At 38.4% G+C, this 24,804-nt stretch carries 26 protein-coding genes and 1 pseudogene; 15 read left to right on the top strand and 12 right to left on the bottom strand.

Annotated elements, in window-relative coordinates:
- Window positions 1-347: 347 nt before the first annotated feature.
- The 4 genes from O1450_RS11220 to sdhC are packed head-to-tail and all read right to left on the bottom strand — an operon-like array spanning window position 348 to window position 3,744.
- Complete coding sequence (locus O1450_RS11220) at window positions 348-1,058, bottom strand: succinate dehydrogenase iron-sulfur subunit (protein ID WP_004664446.1); 711 nt, start codon at window positions 1,056-1,058, stop codon at window positions 348-350.
- A 14-nt stretch (window positions 1,059-1,072) separates the two neighbouring features.
- Complete coding sequence (gene sdhA, locus O1450_RS11225; RefSeq protein ID WP_269228483.1) at window positions 1,073-2,965, bottom strand: succinate dehydrogenase flavoprotein subunit; 1,893 nt, start codon at window positions 2,963-2,965, stop codon at window positions 1,073-1,075.
- Between the two features lie 12 nt (window positions 2,966-2,977).
- The gene (gene sdhD, locus O1450_RS11230; protein WP_004908359.1) at window positions 2,978-3,343 is read right to left on the bottom strand and encodes a succinate dehydrogenase, hydrophobic membrane anchor protein; all 366 of its coding nucleotides are present in this window, start codon (window positions 3,341-3,343) and stop codon (window positions 2,978-2,980) included.
- Window positions 3,343-3,744, bottom strand: a complete 402-nt coding sequence (gene sdhC, locus O1450_RS11235; RefSeq protein WP_018676974.1) for a succinate dehydrogenase, cytochrome b556 subunit — start codon at window positions 3,742-3,744, stop codon at window positions 3,343-3,345. Before sdhC ends, sdhD begins: the two co-directional genes overlap by 1 nt.
- A gap of 899 nt (window positions 3,745-4,643) precedes the next feature.
- Between sdhC and gltA the strand changes: the two genes are divergently transcribed.
- Entirely contained in the window at window positions 4,644-5,918 is a 1,275-nt protein-coding gene (gene gltA / locus O1450_RS11240) for a citrate synthase (protein WP_269228484.1), read from the top strand.
- Between the two features lie 77 nt (window positions 5,919-5,995).
- Here gltA and O1450_RS11245 read toward each other — a convergent pair whose 3' ends face one another.
- Window positions 5,996-6,661 (bottom strand): YARHG domain-containing protein, encoded by a 666-nt coding sequence (locus tag O1450_RS11245; protein WP_269228485.1) that lies wholly within the window; start codon window positions 6,659-6,661, stop codon window positions 5,996-5,998.
- A 69-nt stretch (window positions 6,662-6,730) separates the two neighbouring features.
- Between O1450_RS11245 and O1450_RS11250 the strand changes: the two genes are divergently transcribed.
- Window positions 6,731-7,387 carry a DUF2306 domain-containing protein gene (locus tag O1450_RS11250; RefSeq protein ID WP_269228486.1) on the top strand — a complete coding sequence of 219 codons (657 nt, stop codon included), beginning with the start codon at window positions 6,731-6,733 and terminating at the stop codon, window positions 7,385-7,387.
- Here O1450_RS11250 and O1450_RS11255 read toward each other — a convergent pair.
- On the bottom strand, window positions 7,384-7,875 hold the full coding sequence (locus O1450_RS11255; protein WP_269228487.1) for a DUF1289 domain-containing protein: 492 nt from the start codon (window positions 7,873-7,875) through the stop codon (window positions 7,384-7,386). The genes O1450_RS11250 and O1450_RS11255 overlap by 4 nt on opposite strands.
- A 109-nt stretch (window positions 7,876-7,984) precedes the next feature.
- On the opposite strand from O1450_RS11255, the gene trhO reads away from it, so the two are divergent.
- The 3 genes from trhO to tmpT all read left to right on the top strand — a co-directional run bounded on the left by trhO (window position 7,985) and on the right by tmpT (window position 10,367).
- On the top strand, window positions 7,985-8,917 hold the full coding sequence (trhO, locus tag O1450_RS11260) for an oxygen-dependent tRNA uridine(34) hydroxylase TrhO (protein WP_269228488.1): 933 nt from the start codon (window positions 7,985-7,987) through the stop codon (window positions 8,915-8,917).
- A 146-nt stretch (window positions 8,918-9,063) separates the two neighbouring features.
- Complete coding sequence (locus O1450_RS11265; protein WP_269228489.1) at window positions 9,064-9,678, top strand: DedA family protein; 615 nt, start codon at window positions 9,064-9,066, stop codon at window positions 9,676-9,678.
- A 44-nt stretch (window positions 9,679-9,722) separates the two neighbouring features.
- The gene (gene tmpT / locus O1450_RS11270) at window positions 9,723-10,367 is read left to right on the top strand and encodes a thiopurine S-methyltransferase (RefSeq protein ID WP_269228490.1); all 645 of its coding nucleotides are present in this window, start codon (window positions 9,723-9,725) and stop codon (window positions 10,365-10,367) included.
- Window positions 10,368-10,536: 169 nt separating this feature from the next.
- On the opposite strand, the gene O1450_RS11275 is transcribed toward tmpT, so the two are convergent.
- Window positions 10,537-11,061, bottom strand: coding sequence for a YecA/YgfB family protein (locus O1450_RS11275; protein ID WP_005161776.1), 525 nt, complete (start codon window positions 11,059-11,061; stop codon window positions 10,537-10,539).
- A gap of 77 nt (window positions 11,062-11,138) precedes the next feature.
- Window positions 11,139-11,339 carry a PA3496 family putative envelope integrity protein gene (locus O1450_RS11280; protein ID WP_004664469.1) on the bottom strand — a complete coding sequence of 67 codons (201 nt, stop codon included), beginning with the start codon at window positions 11,337-11,339 and terminating at the stop codon, window positions 11,139-11,141.
- 350 nt (window positions 11,340-11,689) lie between these two features.
- On the opposite strand from O1450_RS11280, the gene rpoD reads away from it, so the two are divergent.
- The 8 genes from rpoD to O1450_RS11320 all read left to right on the top strand — a co-directional run bounded on the left by rpoD (window position 11,690) and on the right by O1450_RS11320 (window position 19,955).
- On the top strand, window positions 11,690-13,573 hold the full coding sequence (rpoD, locus tag O1450_RS11285) for an RNA polymerase sigma factor RpoD (RefSeq protein WP_004664471.1): 1,884 nt from the start codon (window positions 11,690-11,692) through the stop codon (window positions 13,571-13,573).
- 129 nt (window positions 13,574-13,702) lie between these two features.
- Window positions 13,703-13,990, top strand: coding sequence for a YbeD family protein (locus tag O1450_RS11290; RefSeq protein WP_005269633.1), 288 nt, complete (start codon window positions 13,703-13,705; stop codon window positions 13,988-13,990).
- A 120-nt stretch (window positions 13,991-14,110) separates the two neighbouring features.
- The gene (locus O1450_RS11295) at window positions 14,111-15,019 is read left to right on the top strand and encodes a lysozyme inhibitor LprI family protein (RefSeq protein ID WP_269228491.1); all 909 of its coding nucleotides are present in this window, start codon (window positions 14,111-14,113) and stop codon (window positions 15,017-15,019) included.
- A gap of 37 nt (window positions 15,020-15,056) precedes the next feature.
- Window positions 15,057-15,695, top strand: a complete 639-nt coding sequence (locus O1450_RS11300) for a hypothetical protein (protein WP_269228492.1) — start codon at window positions 15,057-15,059, stop codon at window positions 15,693-15,695.
- A gap of 134 nt (window positions 15,696-15,829) precedes the next feature.
- A complete protein-coding gene (lipB, locus tag O1450_RS11305; RefSeq protein ID WP_269230464.1) occupies window positions 15,830-16,498 on the top strand; it encodes a lipoyl(octanoyl) transferase LipB in 669 nt (222 codons plus the stop codon).
- A gap of 81 nt (window positions 16,499-16,579) precedes the next feature.
- Entirely contained in the window at window positions 16,580-17,113 is a 534-nt protein-coding gene (locus O1450_RS11310) for a hypothetical protein (protein WP_269228493.1), read from the top strand.
- Between the two features lies 1 nt (window position 17,114).
- Window positions 17,115-18,299 (top strand): iron-containing alcohol dehydrogenase, encoded by a 1,185-nt coding sequence (locus O1450_RS11315; RefSeq protein WP_269228494.1) that lies wholly within the window; start codon window positions 17,115-17,117, stop codon window positions 18,297-18,299.
- 252 nt (window positions 18,300-18,551) lie between these two features.
- Entirely contained in the window at window positions 18,552-19,955 is a 1,404-nt protein-coding gene (locus O1450_RS11320) for an APC family permease (RefSeq protein WP_269228495.1), read from the top strand.
- 53 nt (window positions 19,956-20,008) lie between these two features.
- Here O1450_RS11320 and O1450_RS11325 read toward each other — a convergent pair whose 3' ends face one another.
- Window positions 20,009-20,563 carry a flavodoxin family protein gene (locus tag O1450_RS11325; RefSeq protein ID WP_004664484.1) on the bottom strand — a complete coding sequence of 185 codons (555 nt, stop codon included), beginning with the start codon at window positions 20,561-20,563 and terminating at the stop codon, window positions 20,009-20,011.
- Window positions 20,564-20,681: 118 nt separating this feature from the next.
- Between O1450_RS11325 and O1450_RS11330 the strand changes: the two genes are divergently transcribed.
- Together O1450_RS11330 and O1450_RS11335 are read left to right on the top strand one after the other, a co-directional pair.
- A complete protein-coding gene (locus tag O1450_RS11330; protein WP_269230465.1) occupies window positions 20,682-21,056 on the top strand; it encodes a winged helix-turn-helix transcriptional regulator in 375 nt (124 codons plus the stop codon).
- 24 nt (window positions 21,057-21,080) lie between these two features.
- Window positions 21,081-21,461 (top strand): annotated as a pseudogene (locus O1450_RS11335) (VOC family protein).
- Window positions 21,462-21,470: 9 nt separating this feature from the next.
- Here O1450_RS11335 and O1450_RS11340 read toward each other — a convergent pair.
- The 3 genes from O1450_RS11340 to serS all read right to left on the bottom strand — a co-directional run bounded on the left by O1450_RS11340 (window position 21,471) and on the right by serS (window position 24,732).
- Complete coding sequence (locus O1450_RS11340) at window positions 21,471-21,941, bottom strand: tRNA (cytidine(34)-2'-O)-methyltransferase (protein WP_004664488.1); 471 nt, start codon at window positions 21,939-21,941, stop codon at window positions 21,471-21,473.
- 78 nt (window positions 21,942-22,019) lie between these two features.
- On the bottom strand, window positions 22,020-23,393 hold the full coding sequence (cysG, locus tag O1450_RS11345; RefSeq protein WP_241307165.1) for a siroheme synthase CysG: 1,374 nt from the start codon (window positions 23,391-23,393) through the stop codon (window positions 22,020-22,022).
- 67 nt (window positions 23,394-23,460) lie between these two features.
- The gene (serS, locus tag O1450_RS11350) at window positions 23,461-24,732 is read right to left on the bottom strand and encodes a serine--tRNA ligase (protein ID WP_269228496.1); all 1,272 of its coding nucleotides are present in this window, start codon (window positions 24,730-24,732) and stop codon (window positions 23,461-23,463) included.
- Between the last annotated feature and the right edge of the window lie 72 nt (window positions 24,733-24,804).

Raw genomic sequence — 24,804 nt, forward strand, 5'->3', positions numbered from 1 at the left:
TGATTTTTTTGACACATACCATCTATAAAGCAGCGAAATACACATTCTTAATTATATTCTAATATACCCCCCTTTTTATAATAGTTGCACCTTTATCGACCAAAGTTAAAGATTTTCTACAATTCTTGCACAAACATTATGCAGAGCGCCTAAAAATAGATCATTCATTTTTCTTATTAATCCAACTCATTTTTCTTAAGCTCAAAATTTATAAATTTTCAAGACTCAATAATATTTTTTAAGAACTCGATAATAAACCTTGCAAGCCCACCAACATAGAAAACTATTTAACCAAAATAAAAAAGGGAGCTTTTAAAAGCTCCCTTTTCACATATCAGAAAACTGTATTAACCAGCTTGGTCTAACAACATATTACGAATGTGACCAATTGCCTTCGTCGGGTTTAAACCTTTAGGACATACAGACACACAGTTCATGATCCCTTTGCAACGGAACAAAGAGAATGGGTCGTCTAAACGAGCCAAACGCTCTTGTGTTGCCGTATCACGAGAGTCAATGATAAAGCGATATGCATTTAACAATGCAGATGGTCCGAGGAACTTATCAGGGTTCCACCAAAATGATGGGCATGATGTTGAACAACATGCACAAAGAATACATTCATACAGACCATCCAAGTGTTCACGTTCTGCTTGAGACTGTAAACGCTCTTTCGCTGGCGCTGGCTGATTGTTAATCAAGAACGGTTGGATTTTGTCATATTGATCGTAGAATTGATTCATATCTACAACCAAATCTTTTACCACTGGTAAGCCAGGTAAAGGACGAATCACAATCTTCTCTGGTAAATCGTTCAAGTTCCACAAGCACGCTAAACCATTTTTACCATTGATGTTCACACCATCAGAACCACAAATACCTTCACGGCAAGAGCGACGGAATGTTAATGACTCATCTTGCACTTTCAACGCAAGTAACGCGTCAAGCAACATACGGTGCTTATCGGTTAACTCAAGTTTGAAAGTTTGCATGTACGGCGCTTTATCCTTATCAGGATCATAGCGGTAGATTTCGAATGTACGAGTGCCTCTACTCATCTTTGTTCTCCCGATTAGAATGTACGTGGCTTAGGTTCAATTGCTTCAACCGTTAATGGGCTGAAACGTACCGGCTTATATTCAAGACGGTTGTCTGATGAATACCATAAAGTATGCTTCATCCATTCATCATCACGACGACCGTAAGAATAAGTTGGATGATCAGGTGCTAACTCATAGTCAACAACTGTATGTGCACCACGACATTCTTTACGTGCAGCAGCAGAAATCAAAGTCGCTTTCGCAACTTCATATAAGTTTTCAACTTCTAATGCTTCAACACGTGCAGTGTTAAATACTTTAGATTTATCTTTCAAATGAATATTACGAACACGTGGTTCAATCGCAAGAATTTCTTTTACGCCCTTGTCAAGCAACGCCTGAGTACGGAATACACCTGCGTGATCTTGTACGATGTCACGGATTGCATCAGCAACTTCTTGTGCATTCTCACCCGTGGTTGAATCATCTAACTTACGAATACGCCCTAAAGTATTTGCTAATACATCAGTTGGAAGCGGTTGGTAATCATCACCGTGATGTTTAGTCACGTAATCAATGATGTGTTCACCAGCAGCTTTACCAAATACTACAAGGTCAAGCAATGAGTTAGTACCTAAACGGTTTGCACCATGTACTGATACACAAGAACATTCGCCAATTGCATAGAAACCTTTCACAGGTTTTACGTAATCGCGCGTACCTTTATAGGTATATTCTTTCGTGTCTTTATCATAATGCGCAGAGAATTCACCCTCTTCCACACCATGAGGCACAACCACTTGACCATGAATATTCGTAGGAATACCACCCATTTGATAATGGATCGTAGGTACAACTGGAATTGGCTCTTTCGTACAGTCAACGTTTGCGAACTTCTTACCAATCTCAAATACAGATGGTAGACGTTTCATAATCGTTTCAGCACCCAAATGCGTCATATCTAACAAGATATAATCCGCCTTAGGACCACAACCACGACCTTCTTTAATTTCTTGGTCCATAGAACGTGATACGAAGTCACGTGGTGCCAAGTCTTTTAAAGTTGGTGCATAACGTTCCATGAATGGTTCGCCGTCTTTGTTACGAAGGATACCACCTTCACCACGACAACCTTCAGTTAACAATACGCCTGCGCCTGCAACACCCGTTGGGTGGAATTGCCAGAATTCCATATCTTGTAATGGAATACCTGCACGAGCAGCCATACCAAGACCATCACCCGTATTGATATACGCATTGGTAGATGCACGGTAAACACGACCAGCACCACCCGTAGCAAATAGAGTCGCTTTTGCTTGGAATACTGCAATATTACCTGTTTCTTGATCAATTGCGGTTACACCAAGAACATCACCCGCTTCGTTACGGATCAAGTCCAAAGCAATCCATTCAACGTAAAACTGAGTACCCATTTTTACGTTGCTTTGATACAAAGTATGAAGTAGCGCATGACCTGTACGGTCAGCAGCAGCACACGCACGTGGAACTGCTTTTTCACCATAGTTTGCTGAGTGACCACCAAATGGACGTTGATAAATCGTACCATCTTCGTTACGGTCAAACGGCATACCTAAGTGTTCAAGCTCGTAAACAACTTTTGGCGCTTCACGGGTCATAAACTCGATTGCGTCCTGATCGCCTAACCAGTCAGAACCTTTAACCGTGTCATAGAAGTGATAATGCCAGTTATCTTCTTGCATGTTACCTAACGACGCACCGATACCACCTTGGGCAGCAACTGTGTGCGAACGTGTTGGGAATACTTTGGTCAATACAGCAACTTTTAAACCAGCTTGAGCAAGTTGGTAAGAAGCACGCATACCTGAACCACCACCACCAACGATCACAGCGTCAAATGATAAGGTCTGAATATTCGAATAATTTTCTTTAGAGATAATCGCCATGTTCTATTCCTATCAATTTGCCCAGAAAATCTGGATACCCCAGATTGCGTACACAAACACTGAAATAATGACAGCAGAAGTCAATACAAGGCGTAAACCTGAAGCCGAAGGCCCCATTTGACGAGTCGTTACATAATCAGTAAAGACTTGCCACATACCAATCCAAGCATGAGCAACAAGTGACAATACGGCCAATAAAGAGAAAATCTTCATTGGTAGAGTCAACATAAAGCCAGCCCACTGTTCGTAACCAAATCCGCTATTACACAAGATCCAACCGAACATCACCACAGTATAGGCAGCTAAAACCACAGCACTAACACGCTGGATATACCAATCGCGAGAACCTGAACCTGTTAAACCTGTAGCACTTTTCATCAGAACATAATCCATACAAATGCCGCGAGAATACCGATCGCAGACAAGATCAATGAAATAGTAGCTGCAATACGACCGCTTTGAAGTTCCTCAGCAAAACCAAGGTCAGCAAGTAAATGCTTTACCCCAGCAATGAAGTGAAAAATTAAGCCAGCTACAAATACCCATACGATGAAACGTACACAGATATTTCCGAAAACGACATTTTTAACGTAGTCAAATCCTTCTGGTGAAGATAAAGATTTATCCAAAATCCATAAAAGAACAGCGACTAATAAGAAAACGATTACACCTGATAAACGGTGTAGAATTGATGCAATAGCCACGGGTGAGCGTAAATTTACCGCTAACACCTGACCCATGGACAAATTGACAGGTCTGTTGCTTTTCACAGCGGGCATCCTGTAGGTAGAAACTCCATCCGGAGTTTGTTTGAATTAATTCAAAGGAAAGCTGGCATAGTCAGGCAAGCATAATGCACGCCTAACCTATATAACGACAACGAATTATAAAACGTGAAATATCAAAATACAAACAATCAGTTTTCGCTTTAGTCGAAAATTCAATGAAATAAGAATCATTCACATTTAATGCGTATATAAGCTGCGCTGGAAACCGCAATAGAACCCAATATATTACTGTTATATAAAAATAAAACATGAGTTATTATTTTTTAGTTTACTAAATTTTTTGTCAAAATTATTTCTAATATATTTCAATAATACTCCGCTAAATGTCTAAAAATTAATCAAAAACTACAATCTTAAATATAGGCGAAAATAATACCCCTCATTTATATATTAAATATCAGGGATCAATAATCTGTTTCCTCATACCAGATGCTCACAAAAAATAAGCTATTTTTTATACAGTTAATCGCACCACAATGAATCAATTATGACTCAATATATAAAACTTTTAATCTATTTTTTAATGGATAGTTAATTCTAAACCCTGAGATATATAGGCTTTTGAATTGTGGTAAGTATTTATTTTTTAAGCACCAAAATATAACTCGGATAAAAATTTACTTACAATTGTACTGGTGCTTCATTTTTTTTATGCACCTCAAACCTGATTTGACATATTATACTCGACCGATGCTGTGATTTTACTCAATTTTTTCTTTGATACTGAATGACTAATTGACTGCAATAACGTTATTTTTTATCCCTAAGTATAATTGACAAAATTTTAGTAGCCACTAATCTTATAGCAAATTTTGACACCGTCTGATTCGCATACGACAAGATTAGGATTTCGAGTCAGATAATCATTCACCAGGACAGGAGATCTTTGAATGTCTGCAGCAACTGGCAAAAAAGCCGTATTACAGCTTGATGGCAAAGAAATTGAATTACCAATTTACAGCGGTACATTGGGCCCAGATGTAATTGACGTTAAAGATGTATTGGCATCTGGTCATTTTACTTTCGATCCTGGTTTTATGGCGACAGCTGCTTGCGAATCTAAGATCACATTCATTGATGGTGACAAAGGTGTGTTATTACACCGTGGCTATCCGATTGATCAATTAGCGACTCAAGCAGACTATTTAGAAACTTGCTACTTATTATTAAATGGCGAGCTTCCAAATGCTGAACAGAAAGCAGAATTTGATGCTAAAGTTCGCAACCACACTATGGTACATGACCAAGTAAGCCGTTTCTTCAATGGCTTCCGTCGTGATGCTCACCCTATGGCAATTATGGTTGGTGTAGTAGGTGCATTATCTGCGTTTTATCACAACGGTTTAGACATCGAAGATGTTAACCATCGTGAAATTACTGCAATTCGCTTAATCGCGAAAATCCCTACGCTTGCAGCGTGGAGCTATAAGTACACTGTAGGTCAACCATTCATTTACCCACGTAATGACTTAGGTTATGCAGAAAACTTCTTGCACATGATGTTTGCAACTCCTGCTGATCGTGACTACAAAGTAAATCCTGTTCTTGCACGTGCAATGGATCGTATCTTTACGCTTCATGCTGACCACGAGCAAAATGCATCTACGTCTACAGTTCGTCTTGCTGGTTCTACTGGTGCGAACCCATATGCATGTATCTCTGCTGGTATCTCTGCACTTTGGGGACCTGCTCACGGTGGTGCAAACGAAGCTGTACTTAAAATGTTAGATGAAATTGGTAGCGTAGAAAACGTTGCTGAATTCATGGAAAAAGTGAAGAGCAAAGAAGTTAAACTCATGGGCTTCGGTCACCGTGTTTACAAAAACTTCGATCCACGTGCGAAAGTCATGAAACAAACTTGTGACGAAGTACTTGAAGCTTTAGGTATCCAAGATCCACAACTTGCTCTTGCAATGGAACTTGAAAGAATTGCGCTTTCTGATGAATACTTCATCAAGCGTAACTTATATCCAAACGTAGACTTCTATTCAGGTATCATCTTAAAAGCGATTGGTATCCCAACAGAAATGTTTACTGTAATCTTCGCGCTTGCACGTACAGTTGGTTGGATCAGCCACTGGTTAGAAATGCACAGCGGTCCTTACAAGATCGGTCGTCCACGTCAGCTTTACACAGGCTCGACTCAACGCGACATCCAACGTTAATTTTATTTTTAAAATTAATGTTAAAAAAGCTGCCAAATGGCAGCTTTTTTATTAGAAACAGTATTCATCGAAATGAATTAACGCCCCCAATCTACATCTTTTGCATATGGTTCGACCATTTTAATACGCTTTATATTTTCTTTTTCAATTTGAGTTAGACGTGTATCCACATTGGTATAGCAAGGCATATACCAATCATATTGCGAAAATGTAGTTGCCCAATTTTTGTTCTGAAAAGCATAACCATGACGTGCATAAATTTCATTACGCATATATTGCAACTGCCCTAGAGGCACTTGTAAATCAGCATCTTTCAACAAACGCACAGAAGCATCAGGAAATTCACCTTGCCCTTTTGCATATTTACATTGCTGCGCATTTAAACTAAAAAATTTCGGTTTCACCGTTTTCGTTGTAGACAACCACTGAGCTTCAATCGGTGAAGTATTACCCTTATATTCTAAAATAAACTGACCAACACTTACCCCCTGTCCAATTTCATTTAAAGTCAAAGTGTGATTCAAGTCAGTTTGCTGAATTTTCCCTTTAAAATTTAGTTGCTTACCATTTAACAGACTATAACCTGTAATATCACTGCCTTTTTGCTGCATGAACAAAGAAATTTTTTGCTCATCGTTATATAACCCTGTCCATGAAGGTGCTATTTGAGGGGATTGTGCTAAAGTCAGCGTAGTGCTTGATAAAATAGCAATCGCAATTAATAATTGTTTAGGCTTATTCATTTTAATGCTCTCATCTAAAAAAACTATTTCAATTATTTTGCTTGCACAGCATATCAGTGATCAATATTTATGTGGAAAATACTCAACCGATTCTCTCAATTGATCATCATATTAGTTTTTGGCTATCTATCTTGGTTAATGCTTAAAATCTGCCTGAATTATTTCCCTTGGTCGGATAGCACCAATTTTTTAGTTCTTAAGCAAGATGTCGTACACACTCAGCCTTGGCGCTTTGCATTTCAAACTCATGTTATCACTAGCAGCTTGGTATTATTGGCAGGTTTTACCCAATTCTCACATTCAATTCGTAATAACACACCACGTTTGCATCGCTGTGCAGGCTGGCTTTATATTGTTGCAACACTTGGAGCCGCCTTGCCTAGCGGCTTCATTCTTGCAATCTCAGCAAATGGCGGTTTTAGTACCCAAATTTGCTTTGTGATTCTAGGATTATTATGGGGAACAAGTACCCTATTTGCACTTTATTATGCTTTTGAAAAAAAATGGATTGCACATCGTAACTGGATGATTCGAAGTTTTGCTTTAGCCTTATCTGCATTAAGCTTAAGAACATGGAAACTTGCACTTTACCAAATTCAACCCTATTGGGATTGGCTTACACCAATCCACATTTATCAGCTTGAAGCATGGTTAGGCTGGACGATCAATCTATTAATCGCTGAAATCATTATTTACAGATTGAGTATTCAGAAGAAAAATATTTAAATTTCATCTTCTTCTAATGCACGCAGTAAATTATTACTAATTCCATCTGCACGCAACCATGCTAACTCATAACTCGCCTTTGCCAAAGCCAACACACGACGCTCAAACTCATCCCAAATGGGTTTAACCTGTGAATCTGTAATGCCTAGCCCACTATCATGTGCCAAATGCTTATTCTTCTCGCAAATTTTCAAAGCATGATACAACTTCCGCCCTGTAGTGGCTGTCTCTAAGACACGAATATGTTTACTGTGAATAAAACCTTCAATATGTTGAAGATTGGCGTGAGGTAGTAAAGGCACCAAAATTTGATTCAGCTGCGCATCTAAGCGCTTCCACACCATGAGCCTTTGCTCTGGCGTATAAGTATTCCATTGAATCACTTCATGATTGAAACGGCGACAACCACGACAAACTAAATCACCAAATACCGTTGAGCAACGTCCCGCACAAGGGGTCAATGATGGAATTCGACGATCGTTACTCAAAACCAACTCCTTTAAAACCATATTTTTTTTATGGTTTTCTCGCTTATTTTCAGATTTCGCGCTAAAATGTGCGCCTTATTTTTCTATCTTAATACATTTGGAGTTATCCATGAACGCTACTGTAGAACAGCTTGCACCTGTAGAACAGCAAGCGACCAATAATTGGGTTGTTGCGGCACTATATCAATTTAAAGAAGTTTCAGATGCAGCTGACCTGCAACAACGTCTTTTGAACTTAGTGAAGAGCATCAATTTATGTGGAACTCTGATTGTAGCGTCTGAAGGAATTAATGGAACTGTTGCTGGCGACCGTACCGCGATTGATACCGTTCATCAATTCCTTTTAAACGAAGGGTTTAATGCAATGGAATATAAAGAGTCTGAAAGCTCTGAAAAACCATTCCGTAAAATGAAAATTAAACTTAAAAATGAAATTGTCACTTTAGGTGTTGAAGTTAAACCACGTGATTTGGTTGGCCACTATCTTGATCCTAAAGAATGGAACGATTTAATTAGTCGTGATGATGTGATCTTGATCGACACGCGTAATGACTATGAATACAAAGCTGGTACATTTAAAGGCGCGATTGATCCGAAAACTGAAAGTTTCCGTGAATTTCCTGAATATGTAAAACAAAACCTTGAACAACATAAAGACAAAAAAATTGCGATGTTCTGTACAGGCGGTATTCGTTGCGAGAAATCAACGTCTCTACTTCTACAAGAAGGCTTTAATGAAGTTTATCACCTCAAAGGCGGTATTTTAAAATATCTAGAAGAAACCCCTGCCGAAGAAAGTATGTGGGAAGGTGAATGCTTCGTATTTGATGGTCGTACGGCGGTGACTCACGGCGTTGAAGAAGGTGAAAATATTAAGTGTCACGCTTGTGGATGGCCACTTACTAGGGTTGAAGCTGAATTACCAAGCTATGAACACGGTGTGTCTTGTGTTTACTGTATTGATAAAACTACGGATAAACAAAAAGCTGGCTTCCGTATGCGTCAGTCACAAATTGCAGCGGCAAAACGCAAGCGTCTATAAATAAGTATAAACATTTAATAAAAAGCCTTAGCTCAAACTAAGGCTTTTTTTATTTTAATCATCAAGATTATTAACCAATACATTATTGAGAGTTATTTAGACAACGATTATTCTACCCCCTAACTCACAAATCACATTTAGGCGCTATGGCACTGGAAGACTGGGTATTATCCATCATGGAGAAACTAGGATACTTGGGTATCGCATTTTTAATGTTTCTTGATAATATTTTCCCACCGATTCCATCCGAAATCATTATGCCATCCGCAGGCTATACTGCGGCAAAAGGTGAACTGACTTTAATCGGAGTGATTATTGCTGGTAGTATCGGCTCACTTCTAGCCGCGGCATTACTGTATTGGATGGGTAGAAAGATTCCGCAACACCACCTTTTTACTCTTGTCGAACGCTACGGAAAATACCTCCGTATTAGTGTTGCTGATCTTGAAAAATCACTCACTTGGTTTGAAAAATATGGACATAGGATTGTATTTTTTGGTCGTATAGTACCTGCACTTCGCTCTTTAATTAGTATCCCAGCAGGTATGAGCAAAATGCCTTTTAGTAAGTTCATGGCTTACAGTACTGCAGGTACAATTCTTTGGACCACGCTACTTGCCTATGTTGGTTATCATTTTAGTGAAAATCCAGCATTGATGAGTGCTATTACACAACGTATTGGTACTATTATTTTAGCTATTGCAATAGCATACGTACTTTGGTTCTTAATCAAGAAATTCTATTTATCAAAAAAATACTAGATGACATTTTCAACTCTATTTAAATGAATACTGAGGTTCAAATAATGCAACATGATTTTTGGCATGACAAATGGCAAAACAATAATATTGGTTTTCATCAAGACCAACCTCACGCCCTACTCACCCAATATTTTAGATCATTAGATTTAAAGCCTCATGCTCGTATTTTTGTTCCACTTTGTGGTAAAAGTTTAGATATAAGCTGGCTAATAAATCAGGGTTATCAAATAGTTGGTATTGATCTTAGCCCTATTGCAATCCAAGATCTTATTTCAAATTTAGAGTTAAGTTTTAAAGAGACGGAATCAGGTGAATTGACTCACTATCAACATCCTCAAATTGAATTATTCGTTGGTGATTTTTTTCAATTAACAGCACAACAACTTGGGGATATAGATGCTGTTTATGATCGAGCTGCTCTAATCGCTCTTCCACCACAAATGCGAAGCCAATATACACAACATTTATTAGACATTACAAAACAAGCACCTCAGCTATTAATTAGCCTTGAATATGATCAAAACCTACTTCAAGGACCGCCGTTTTCCGTTCCTGAACATGAATTAACTCAGCATTATGCAACGCATTACCAAATTAAATTATTGGAAACGATAACAGAGAATCTTAAGGGTAAAGTAATCGCCCATGAAAATGCTTGGTCTCTGAGTAAATCACCACAAATAAACTAAATAGTGCAGACGCATATCAAAGGATTGAAAGTGATCTCGACTTGATGCTTCCTCAATCACAGAAACCTTAACTCCCAAACGAGATATAAAAAACGTCCTCTAAAGGACGTTTAATATTTAATTTGGTGTCAAATTATGCATTACTTTTGTAACTACATAAGATGTAGCATCACGCAGGCGTATGGTACATGAGATAAATTTCGTTCAAATTATCAGGAATTTCTTCCGCTAATTCATCCATCAATTGACCATTACGACGGAAAGACTCCATTTGAGGATCTTCTTCATCAATGCCACTAAACACCATAATTGGTAAAGTTAAATCAACCAATTGTTCTTCAAACTCTGGAGCAAACCATGCCTCTTCATTCAAGAACATTGCATCAACAAAACCAACGCTCCAATCACCTAAACTTGAATCAACATCTGCTTCTTCAATTTCAAAAGGGAATTCAATTCCGTTTTCATTGGCTAAATCTTGACGAATAGACTCTAACCAAGCTTTGATTTGTTCAATGATTTCACTAGGAACTTTCTTTTGGTTACTCTCAAAAAGCTCATCCAACCAACGATCAAATTTTGGACCAACCGCGATAGCACACAAAAAGCCATGAGTCGCTGCAAAATCTAAACCGTGCTCATTTTGATCACCGTCAAGAAAATTACTCAATAAGTCTAAATCTAATGTGCTCATTTTATGATCCAAATTTTAAATACATCGGCAACAGCATAACATTTTCAAACATAAAGTCTTAGCAATTTCGCTTCACTTTAGTCATCCAAATCATCGTCGTCGAAATCATAATCGAAATCTTTTAATTCTCGTTCTAAACGGCGTTGAGCGAGTAGATCATCAATCAAACGGCGCTTTTCTAATGATTCTTTGGCACTGATTTTGCCTGATGACTCATCAAAACCAACATCATCCTCACCGTAGTTATCATCATCTAATTCGAAATCTGTAGAAGACACTAACAGTACCTCTAAATGAAAAAATATAAATGGGTCTAGCCGCTATTTATCGGTCTTATCCAACCTTGTCAAGTTTTATTTGATTTTTTCACTATAAAATGGTGTTTTGTACTTTTTTTCATCGTTTTTTTTGTGTATTTATATTCTAACAATTGTAAAAATGAAAAAATTCTTGAATAGGAATTCTCTGCTTGAAAAATTATGACACACCCCCATATTTAAGAAACTACAGTTCAATCCAACCTATTTTTTATTTAAAGCGAGCGGATCAAATCCAAAACATTCCTCGTGAATTGTGCTATCATGCACGGTTTTTCACCGCCACAGATTCAACAAAAGAGTAAGCAAAGATGAGCGATATGAATTCCCCTACTTCGCAAGTAGCGGCTCTGATTAGCCGAGGCAAAGAACAAGGTTACTTAACTTACGCTGAGGTTAACGATCATCTACCAGACTCAATTACGGAAAGTGAGCAGATTGAAGACATCATCCAGATGCTTCAAGACGTTGGTATTCCAGTGCATGAACGTGCACCAGAAACTGATGACACCATGTTTGGTGAGTCTACTGAAGCTGCAGACGAAGTCGCTGAAGAAGAAGCTGCTGCCGTATTAGCATCGGTTGAAAGTGAGCCTGGTCGTACCACTGACCCTGTACGTATGTACATGCGTGAAATGGGGACAGTTGAACTTTTAACGCGTGAAGGCGAAATTAGCATTGCAAAACGTATCGAAGAAGGTATTCGTGACGTTTTACATTCAATTGCTTATTGGCCAAATGCTGTTGAAGTCGTTTTACAAGAATATAATGACTTTTTAACAGGTGAGCGTCGTCTTGCCGATATTCTTTCTGGCTACTTAGACCCAGAAACTGATGATGACATTCCAGAAGTACTGGAAGAAGAAGCAGAACTTGAAGAAGCTGAAAGTGCTTCACCTGCGACAAAAGATGTAAAACTTGACGATGATGACGAAGACGAAGAATCTGAAGGTGATGATGATTCTGAAGGTGAATCTGGACCTGACCCTGAAATTGCCAAAGTTCGTTTTTCTGAACTAGAAGCTGCTTGGAATGATACAAAAGCAATTGTAGCAAAACATGGTCGTAATAGTGACGAAGCAAAAGCTGCACTAGAAGCTTTAGCTGCTGTCTTTATGATGTTTAAATTCACACCACGTTTATTTGACATCATTTCAGAAATGATTCGCGGCACACATGAACAAATTCGTACCAATGAACGTGAAATCATGCGTTATGCAGTGCGTCGTGGTCGTATGGATCGTAATCAATTCCGTACAACGTTCCCTGAACAAGAGTCAAATCCAGCTTGGTTAGATGAACAAATCGCGAAAGCCCCTGCTGAAACCAAAGCACATTTAGAAAAAGTGCGTCCTGACGTATTGGCATTCCAACAGAAGATTGCCGATATTGAGAAAGACCTTGGTTTGAACGTAAAAGATATCAAAGATATCTCTAAGCGTATGGCAGTTGGTGAAGCAAAAGCACGTCGTGCCAAGAAAGAAATGGTTGAAGCAAACTTACGTTTGGTTATTTCAATTGCGAAGAAATATACCAACCGTGGCTTACAATTCCTTGATTTAATTCAAGAAGGTAACATTGGTTTGATGAAGGCTGTAGACAAGTTTGAATATCGTCGTGGTTATAAATTCTCGACCTATGCAACTTGGTGGATTCGTCAGGCGATTACACGTTCGATTGCCGATCAAGCGCGTACTATTCGTATTCCAGTCCACATGATTGAAACGATTAACAAGATCAATCGTGTATCACGTCAACTTCTTCAAGAGATGGGACGTGAACCGACACCTGAAGAATTAGGTGAACGTCTTGAAATGGACGAGGTTAAAGTTCGTAAAGTACTTAAAATCGCAAAAGAACCGATTTCGATGGAAACACCGATCGGTGATGATGAAGATTCGCATCTTGGTGACTTCATTGAGGACTCAAACATCACATCTCCAGTCGATGCTGCGACCTCAGAAGGTTTAAAAGAAGCGACTCGTGAAGTGCTTGAAAATTTAACAGAACGTGAAGCTAAAGTGTTAAAAATGCGTTTTGGTATCGATATGCCAACCGACCATACTTTAGAAGAAGTGGGTAAACAGTTTGACGTAACACGTGAACGTATCCGTCAGATTGAAGCGAAAGCGTTACGTAAACTTCGCCACCCTTCTCGCTCTGAACACTTACGTTCATTCTTGGAAAATGACTAATTGATGGGAAGTTTTGAGTGATGGTGAGAGCCACCGTTCAAAACTTGAAATTAAACATTCCATCCCCATCTAGTTATTAGATCATAAGCGCCTGCACTGATGCAGGCGTTTCAAATTAAGAGGTTGCTCATGTTAGACCGCACTCCTTCTCGTGAATTACAAGAACATCTTTGGGTTTTCCCAATGGACTATCCAATCAAATTGATTGGTGATGCTGGGGATGAACTTCGAGTGGCTGTTGTTGATATTTTGCAGAAGCACTTCCCTGAATTCGATGGTGGTACAGTAAAAGTACAACCTTCACGTACAGGTAAATACCATTCTTTGACCGCACAATTACGCTTCGAAGAATTGGAACAAGTTCATGCGCTATATGCTGATCTTGCAGCCTGCCCTTTAATTAAGACGGCGCTTTAATACAATATAGGGATATACAAGATATCCCTATATTTTTCACAATATACAAATAATTTTAATCAGCGACAATTTTTAATGTTTTTGTTACTATAAGTAGTATATTACTAGGAGTAACAATAAGTGCAACAAATAACCCTTCTATTCTGTATTATTTCAACGTCTTTTCTAGTTGGTTGTGAAAAATTATCTTTTAATTCTGCTAAATGTAATAGCGATGATACTCGTAAACTAGTCATCGAACTTATAAATAAAGATATTGATCAATTAACATCAGAACAAGTTAAAACACTTATCAATACTCAAAATATAACCCTAGATATGGGAAAAGTCAGAAGTACAATTAAACAATTTGATATTACAGTTAATGATGTCAGAACTAATAACTCAGACCCTAATAGTAAAAAAGAATTTTGTGTGGCTGAATTAGATATTAAGATCCCATCACAGGTTATAGATGCTGCAAATGAAAGTCGAAAGCTATCAGACGAAACAGATATTGCACAGCAGGCTGTTTTAGATGATCTTAAATTCGAATTAAACCAATTAAAACACGAATTAGAATATTCAGTTCAACCAACAGATGACGCAAAGAAAATCTATGTCTCTTTAGAAAATCAGAATCTTATTTCAAATTTTGTTGCAAAAATCACTATTGACTCTCTCACTAGAACTGCTAAACAAAGTGCCAAACAGCAAGCTGAACAAGCAGAAGCAGAAGCGGCTCAAGCACAAGCACAGGCTGAAACTGAATATGCACAATTACGTATAAACGAAGCTCAACAACAAATTGATGCCGCAAACGCGAATCTTAATTTAGTTTGGAATGCAACAACCAAAGAGATTCGTAGTCAATTATTAGATAGCCAAAAAACATGGTTAAAAAAACGTGAACTCGAATGCAAACTACAAGGTAATAATGCCGAATATGGTGAAGAAGAAATCACTACCCTTAACTGTGAAACAGAAATGACAAACTCTCGAGTGGATCAATTAAAACAAGCTATTTATCAACTTGATTCTAATTATTAAGCTATTTCCCCTTACATTTAAAATATTGGAATTTTTTATGAAAAAACTCGTATTACTTAGCTGCCTTTTTGGCCTCCCTATACTACACGGATGTTCATTTACGGGTCAAAAGCATCTTAAATGTGATGATCCTAATGCTATTGTATTACTACAGAAAAACCTACAAGAACAATTAGAGAAAAAACTTGATATAGGATTAAAAGATTTAATCAAGAAAAATCTTTTGGAAGATGTAGATACAAGTAAACTTCAAGTATCAGCTAAATCTATCCAGTTTAATTTAATGGATAGTCGTACCAATCATATTGATCCAGATAGCCCTAAAACAGTATGTGCAATTGATTTAACAACCACAATTCCATCAGACATTATTAAAAAATCTGACAGTGTCCGTAATATTGCAAATACGTCAAATACAGAAGATCAAGCACAAAAATTAGAACTTGATTTTACTCAAAGTAAAGTAAAAATCACATTGGACTATATTTTACAACCTTCTGATAAAGGTGATAAAATTTTTGCAACAATTACCAACTCAGACAAACTTACTACACTTCTTTCGGACACGCTATTTTATGCATTTATTAAACCACAGGTAGATAGTGGGAAAATTGGCTTTAATGGTCAACAACACGAGCCTGATACTCAATATTCTAATGAAGAATATTACGAATAAATTCATAAATTTTTTTTGAAATAGAATTTCATAGCTTTTATAGAGTTATGAGAATCTATTTCGAAACAAAAAAATATCTTTTAATGCCCATTTTAAATACAATAATCTAGAATCAAATGAATCTATCTATTCCTATGGATATTTTAAGCCCTCAAGTTAATACTCCCTCCTTAATCGTTCGTTGTTTCAATGATCTACAAGACTACACAGCTCGTTTTGAAGCAATGAAAGACTTCACAACCAATCGCGATGAAACCACACCCGATGAAGTTTGGTTATTACAACATCAAGATGTTTTGACTCAAGGGCAAGCAGGTAAAGCTGAACATATCCTGATGCACAGCAACCTCCCTGTTGTCCATACTGATCGCGGGGGACAGGTCACTTGGCATGGCAAGGGGCAACTGGTCGCATATTTTTTGATTGATCTAAACCGTCTAAAATGGCATGTCCGTACATTAGTCAGCTTTGCTGAGCAGGTCATGATCGATCTACTCAAACAATACAATATCGAGGCTTACGCTAAGCCTGATGCACCAGGGGTCTATGTCGATGGGCGAAAAATTGGCTCTCTAGGCTTTAAAATTCGCCGTGGTCGTAGTTACCACGGTTTAGCCTTAAATATTGATTGTGACCTAAGTGGTTTTCAAACCATTAATCCTTGTGGATACGCAGGTTTAGAAATGGTACGCTTGCAAGACTTGCTTGAAGATTACCCAAGCTTTGAGCAACTTTGTCATGATTTTATTATCTATTTACAAAATACGAATTTCTTTCATGACCTTGTAGTCAAATCTGAATAAACTACTTTTAAATTCCAAAGAAATAAATTAGAGTAATTACTCTAAATTTGCTTTTGCATAATTTTAACAAGGGATACGCGAGTGATTTCGACCAAAGCAGTGAAGCCCACTTTGCAATTTGCCTACGTAAAACTCATGATGGATGTCGTCGGTCGTGGTTTAGTAATGGCAAGCCAAGTGGATGAAGAAGTACAACAGGAAGTCTCTAAATTTCCAGTTGGCTTTGTACTTTCAATGAATGTTTTCCCAAATGGTCCTGCATTTATTGCACGAGTGACCGAAGAAAAACAATTAGAGCTTTTATCCAACTATAAAGGCAAACCTGATTTAACAATTACCTTCAAACATTTAACTCATGCTTTTCTGGTATTTTCTTTCCAAGAAAGTACCGCTCAAGCATTTGCCAATGACCGTATGATTGCTGATGGTGATGTGTCAAGCGCCATTCGCTTAGTGCGTTGTTTGAATAAAATGGAAGCGTTAATTCTACCTAAATTGATTGCCTCACTTGCTGTGAAACGCTATCCAGCTGAATTAACATTCAAAGAAAAATTCACTGGCGCAAAAAATATCTACCTCAAAGTCGCACAATCATACTTCAAACGGAGCGCATAACATGGCTAAGCCTTATTACGAATTTTTCTGTCCTGTAAAAGTAATTGCTGGTAACGCCGCGTTAGAGCACATCCCTTTTGAACTTGCGACTCTAGGCGCAAAACGCCCAATGATCATTACCGATAAAGGCGTACGTGCAAATGGTCTACTCAGCCCAATTGAAGCTGCTTTTAGCACCACAGATGCTGTAATTGGTGCAATTTTTGATGACGTCCCACCCGATTCAAGCTTAGAAGTAGTACGCGCAGCAGCACAACTATATCGCGAAAAAAAATGTGATGCGATTATTGCGATTGGCGGTGGTTCGGTTATTGATACATCGAAAGCAACTAATATTTTAGTTTCAGAAGGTGGCGATGATTTATTGCAATACTCAGGTGCGCATAACCTACCAAAACCATTAAAACCATTCTTCGTTATTCCGACAACCTCTGGTACAGGTTCTGAAGCAACAATGGTTGCTGTCGTTTCTGATACGCAAAAAAATGTCAAACTTGCATTTGCTTCTTACTACCTCATGCCACATGCTGCAATTCTTGATCCGCGCATGACACAAACATTGCCACCACACCTAACCGCAATGACAGGTATGGATGCACTAACTCACTGTGTTGAAGCTTATACCTGCTTAGCAGCGAATCCTTTAAGCGATGCTTATGCAAGCGCGGGTATCAAGAAAATTAGTGAAAACTTATTTAAAGTTTTAGACAACCCAAGTGATGCCCAAGGTCGCTTAGAACTTGCTCAAGCATCAACAATGGCTGGGATTGCATTCTCGAACTCAATGGTGGGCTTGGTACACTCACTCGGTCATGCCTTAGGTGCTGTTGCTCACCTACCCCATGGTCTTTGCATGAACTTATTCTTGCCATATGTGCTTGAATACAACAAAGAAGTCAATGGCGCCAAGATTGGTGAATTATTATTGCCACTTGCTGGTGCAGATATTTATGCACAAACGCCTGCAAACTTACGTGCAGATAAAGCCATTGCAACAATCTTAACCATGCGTGATCGTTTATTCTCGCTGACTAAACTTCCTCGTACTTTACGTGAAACAGGTAAAGTGACTGAAGCTCAATTAGATGAAGTTGCTGAAAAAGCATTGAATGATGGCTCAATCATCTACAATCCAAAAGAAGCAAATTTAGAAGATCTTCGTGCAATTTTGCAAAAAGCATGGTAATTCATTAAGTTAAATAAATAATTTAATGTATCAAGCCCCGATATCAATCTGTTATCGGGGCTTTTATATTTTGAATGAATCTTTATTCATCTATTTGTCTACCTATTTGGCAAAAAAATTGCTAAAACAAGCATAAAAGTACTGACAATTTATAACAAACTACGATAAATTGGCGCACTTCTATTTTCTGTAGCAGGGATCATTTTCGTCTCAAATGATCCTTAAACCATAGCTGATCCTTGATCAACGATTATGAGGATAACGCCGTTGACAAATACTTCTGGGACTCCATCGGTAGCTAAACTACAAAAAACGCTTGGTCTCTGGCACATTATCATTATTGGCTTGGCCTATATTCAACCGATGACCTTGTTTGACACTTTCGGTCTGGTATCAGAAGAAAGCCATCATCATGTTCCAACCTCTTATATTGTGGCATTGATTGCGATTTTGTTTACATCGCTAAGCTATGGGCATATGATTCGCCGCTATCCATCTTCAGGATCGGCTTATACGTACGCACAAAAATCAATCCATCCCAATGTTGGCTTTATGGTGGGCTGGTCTTCTTGGCTTGATTATTTACTATCGCCAATGGTAAATATTATCTTGGCAGGAATTTATCTTGAAGCCTTATTTCCAAATGTAAATCATTGGATTTGGGTAATTGTATTAACAGCCTTTATGACTGGCGTTAATTTACGTGGCGCTCGTTTTGTTGCAAACTTTAATAGCTTGATTGTTTTAGTTCAACTGATCGTCATTGGTGTATTCACCTATTTAGTTTATAACAAACTACAAATGGGGTATAACGCAGAAGGTCCGATTACTGCAGAAACACGCTATCAACTTTGGAGCTTACAGCCATTCTGGAATGAGCTAACCTCTATTGGTGCGTTAATTACAGGTGCGACTTTACTGTGCTTTTCATTTACAGGTTTTGATTCTCTAAGCTCTCTTGCAGAAGAAACCAAAGATACTGAAAAGACCTTACCAAAAGCGATTTTCTTGACTGCATTATTCGCAGGTGTAATTTTTATTATCAGCACCTACTTTATGCAAATCTATTTCCCTAATGATCCAAAGAGCTATTTCCAAGATGTCGCTGCAACACAGCCAGATATTTTATTATTGGTGGGTGGTTCGCTGTTCCAGTCTTACGTTTTAGCGTTTGCAATTGTGACTGTCATGGCATCTGGTATTTCGGCTCATGCCGGCGTATCTCGTTTAATGTATGTAATGGGACGAGATGGTGTCATTAATAAGAAAATCTTTGGTCATATTAGCCCAAAGAACTTCACCCCTTCTTATAACATTATCATTGTCGGTATTGTCGCCTTAGCTGCTGGACGCATGAGTTTGGATATTGTGATTTCAATGATCAGCTTTGGTGCTTTGATTGCATTTACTTTTGTAAATCTCTCAGTAATTTCTCGCTATGCACTGCGTGATGGTCGAACCAAAAATATCAAAGATATCTTCAACTTTGTTATTATTCCATTGCTAGGCTTTCTGAGCGTTTTTGCAATGTGGTTAGAAATTGAAGAGACCGCGCTGAAATATGGTTTATGGTGGGCAATGTTTGGTGTTTTATATTTAGGCTATAAAACCAAAGGCTTTAAATATAATGCCCCTCAACACAATGAACACGAATAAAATCATCTAAATCTAAAAAGGCGCTAAATGCGCCTTTTTATTAACTCAAAAACTTAGCTGTGCAGTTTTTCAACAATTGATTTAACACGTTCCGCATACAGCTTCGCTGTTTCTAAGTCCCCTGTTGGAATCTCATCTACACTCGCATCAGAAGGTGATTGAACCAGTAAACCAACAGAACCGCCTAAATTATTCACATCTTCGCGTTTTGCAGCTTTGGTATTGGCTGGAAGTAAACCTAAACTCACCCAAATACCACCATGCTGAGAAGCTAAGGTTTGTAATTGAATTAATGTCACTTGTTTATCACCATTTAAACTCGCACTGTTTGTAAAACCTGCAAAAACTTTATCTTGCCAACCACGCGTGAACCATACCTTTGAGGAAGCATCAGCAAATTTCTTAAATTGCCAAGGTGCTGTTCCCATATATGTAGGTGCACCAAATACAATCGCTTGGGCATCATTTAACGTTTGCCAGTCTTGCTCTGTAATTTCACCGTTCTGATCGATTTCAATTAATGTAGCATCAATCGGTTGTGCAAAAGTTTGTGCAATTACTTTGGTGTGACCATAACCAGAGAAATAAACCACTGCAATTTTTGTCATGAGATGATCCAAAATTTTTTAAAAAGTTCGATTTAATGATATATTTTAGAAACTAGGTGTCAATTAGTTACCAATAGGTAACTAGGTGTGCTAAATGAATAAATCGAGAGTTAAAAACATGAATCAGGCATTAAAATATAATATTTATCAACAACATTGCCCTGCTCGATTATTTTTTGAAAAAATTGCAGATAAATGGGTTTTGTTGATCATCAATATACTTGCAAAAGAAACTCAGCATTTTAATTTACTCAAAAAAAGTATTCAGGGTATTTCCCCAAAAGTGCTTTCACAAAAACTAAAAATGTTAGAACGAGATGGATTTATTACAAGACAAGTACAAGATACTGCACCCATTCGTGTTGATTACTCATTAACCCCACTCGGCTTAGAAGTCGCAAAAATGGCATATCAATTAAAAGACTGGGCAGAAAGTAATATTGAACAAGTCATTTATGCACAGCAACGTTTTGATGCAATACAAGAACAATAATTCTAATCATTCAGTGAGGTGTGTATGTATCCACAGCCTTTAATTGCAGTAGCTGATGTCGAAAAAAACAGTCAGTGGTATCAAACAATACTTGGTTTAGAAAGCGGACATGGTGGCAGAGAATATGAACAATTGTTGTTTGAGCAGCGTGTGGTGTTACAACTGCACCAATGGCAAGCTCATGACCAGTCATATATCGGTGACCCCAAACGGCTGATTGAAAATGGGGTTTTATTGCGATTTGAAAGCACTTAGATTGATGAGATTGTTCAAAAATTACAAACTCATCAAATCGAAATTTTAGAAGGACCAAAATACAACTCTAACGCACACCATCGAGAGATTTGGTTTAAATATCTGAATGGTTATACCTTAGTTGTTGCAAGTCCGTATGGTGATCTCTAACCAAAGGAATTAAAGTTGTTTAAAACCCTGTTGTCTCCAAGCTTCATAGACGATTACCGCAGTCGCATTAGAAAGGTTTAAGCTTCTTGAGTTCTCAGCCATCGGCAAACGAATCCATTGTTCTTGCGGAAACATGAGACGGACTTGCTCAGGCAAACCCCTTGTTTCAGGTCCCATCAGCAAAGCGACAGGACGATTAAGATCAACGGTGTGCGGTGTCGCTGTACCTTTAGTAGTCAGTGGAAAAACATGCTCAACACCTTTGGTTTTTAAATCGGCAAGACAGAGTTCGATATTATCCCAAATTTGCATTCTTGCCCATTCGTGGTAATCCAAACCTGCTCGCTTCAATTTCTTATCGTCTAGTTCAAAACCTAAAGGTCTCACTAAATGCAATTGAGCACCTGTATTGGCACACAAACGAATAATATTACCTGTGTTTGCAGGTATTTCTGGTTCGTATAGGACAACATGAATCACAAATTTTCTCTACTATTTAAATTCTCCAAATCTATTTATTAAATAGATCTGGAATGATGACAACGCCATAATGGAATTTTATTGCCATTTTAACTGTTCACGCAGACTGACCACTTCACCAATAATGGTTAAAGTCGGTGCTACGATATGATGCTCAGATACTTTGGTCGCTATATCCGCTAAAGTTCCAACAACCACATTTTGATCTGGCGTAGTACCTTTGGAAATAAGCGCAACTGGCATATTTGGACGCTGACCATGAGCAATCAGTTGCTCACAAATGCGTTCTAAACCGACTAAGCCCATGTATAACACCAAAGTTTGGTTTTCATAGACTAGCTCTTTCCAAGGAAGTTCTGGTGATCCTTCTTTAAGGTGTCCTGTTAAAAAACGTACGCTTTGCGCGTAATCACGATGCGTGAGTGGAATACCTGCATAAGCAGAACACCCAGACGCCGCTGTAATACCTGGCACAACTTGAAATGTAACATCAGCTTCAACTAATTCTTGAATCTCTTCGCCACCACGCCCAAAAATAAATGGATCACCACCTTTTAAGCGGCAAACACGCTTACCCTTTTGCGCATATTCAACCAACAAAGCATTAATACCATCTTGTGGGACTGAATGATTAGAACGTGCTTTACCGACATAAATTTTTTCAGCATCACGGCGGCACAATTCTAAGATCGGTGCAGAAACCAAACGATCATAAATCACCACATCAGCTTGTTGCATCAAACGTAATGCTTTTAAAGTCAGCAACTCTGGATCACCGGGACCCGCACCCACTAAATAGACTTCACCTTTCGGTGCAGTCCATTCTGTTAAGGCTTGTTCAATTAAATTATTTGCTACCTCAAGATTGTCATTAAAGACTTGTTCTTTTAGTGGGCTTGCGTATAAGTTTTCCCAAAAAATACGACGCTCATCTGGATTCGCAATTTTTTCTTTCACCTGTTTACGCCATTGACCAGAAAACTCAGCTAATTTACCCATACCATGTGGAATAGAACTTTCTAACTGTGTACGAATTTGACGTGATAAAACAGGTGAAGCTCCATTTGAAGCCACAGAAATAACGAGTGGTGACCGATCAATAATTGCAGGCACCATAAAACGACAATTTGGAATATCATCCACGCTATTGACGAGAAGATTACGTATCTCACATTGCTCAAAGACAGCTTTATTCACATCAGGCTGATCTGTCGCTGCAATCACTAAGCGATATGGCGTTGCTAAAATATTTACAGAAAAAGGCGCTTGGATATATTGCCCCAGTGACTTCTCAACTAATTGTTGCAAATCAGGCTCAATCTCTGGTGCAATCACATCAATAATCGCACCAGCTTTGACTAACAAGTTTGCTTTGCGGTAGGCAATATGCCCACCACCCACAATCAGACAACGTTGCTGCTGCAACTTTAAAGAGATTGGGAAAATTTCCACGATACGCCTCTATATTTTTTAGATCTGATTGAGTTAAAGCAAAAACTATGCACAAATTCGATGCATTTTAGTCGATATAACTAATACCGCCCATATATGGACGTAAAACTTCAGGAATTTCGATTGAACCATCAGCACGTTGATAGTTTTCCATCACTGCAAGCAAAGTACGACCTACAGCTAAACCTGAACCATTCAACGTATGCACTAATTCGATCTTCTTCTGATCTACGCGGTAGCGTGCTTTCATACGTCGTGCTTGGAAATCGCCCATGTTTGAGCAACTTGAGATTTCACGATAGGTATTTTGGCTTGGCACCCATACTTCTAAGTCATAAGTTTTGACTGCACCGAAGCCCATATCACCACCACAGAGCAAAATCTTACGATATGGCAAACCAAGTGCTTGCAAAATGCCCTCTGCATGTGCAGTTAGGTCTTCAAGTGCCTGCATTGAGTGCTCTGGTTTTGAAATTTGCACCATTTCGACCTTATCGAACTGATGTTGACGAATCAAACCACGCGTATCACGACCATAAGAACCTGCTTCACTACGGAAACATGGTGTATGTGCTGCATATTTCAGTGGCAAACGATCTGCATCTAAAATTTCATCACGCACAAAGTTGGTGACTGGCACTTCAGCAGTTGGAATCAGGTAATATTCTTTTTCACCTTGCAACTTGAATAAATCTTCTTCAAACTTTGGTAATTGACCTGTACCACGCAAGCTATCCGCATTGACCAAATACGGTACATACGCTTCGGTATAACCATTTTTAAGCGTATGTGTATCTAACATAAACTGGGTCAACGCACGTTGTAGACGTGCCAAAGGACCTTTAAGTACGCTGAAACGTGAACCTGTTAATTTAGTTGCTGTTTCAAACTCAAGACCGCCCATCCACTCGCCAAGATCGGTATGATCTTTGATTTCAAAATCAAATTGACGTGGTGTGCCCCACTTTAAGATTTCTAAGTTATCACTTTCATCTTTACCTTCTGGAACAGATTCATCAGGTAAGTTTGGAATCGCCAGTGATTTTTGCTCTAGTTCAGTTTGCAACTCAGCAAGCGCAACTTCAGCAGCTTTGATTTCATCTCCAATGGCAGCCATACGTGCCATAATTTCAGATGCATCTCCGCCCGACTTTTTGATTTGACCAACTTGTTTTGCACCAGCGTTACGTTCAGCCTGTAAATTTTCAGCTTTGGATTGTAAATCTTTACGGCGAACTTCTAAATCAGCCCACTCTTGTGCATTAAGCTGAATACCACGTTTTGCTAAAGCAGCATTGACTGCTTCAATATTATTTCTGAGTAATTTTGGGTCGATCATAATCAATCATGAATAGAGAAAAAACTGGCTATAGTGTAAGGCTTTAACCTAAAAAAATACAGCGATTGGCAA

Origin of the sequence: Acinetobacter sp. TR11, assembly GCF_027105035.1 — a bacterium.
Taxonomy (GTDB): domain Bacteria; phylum Pseudomonadota; class Gammaproteobacteria; order Pseudomonadales; family Moraxellaceae; genus Acinetobacter.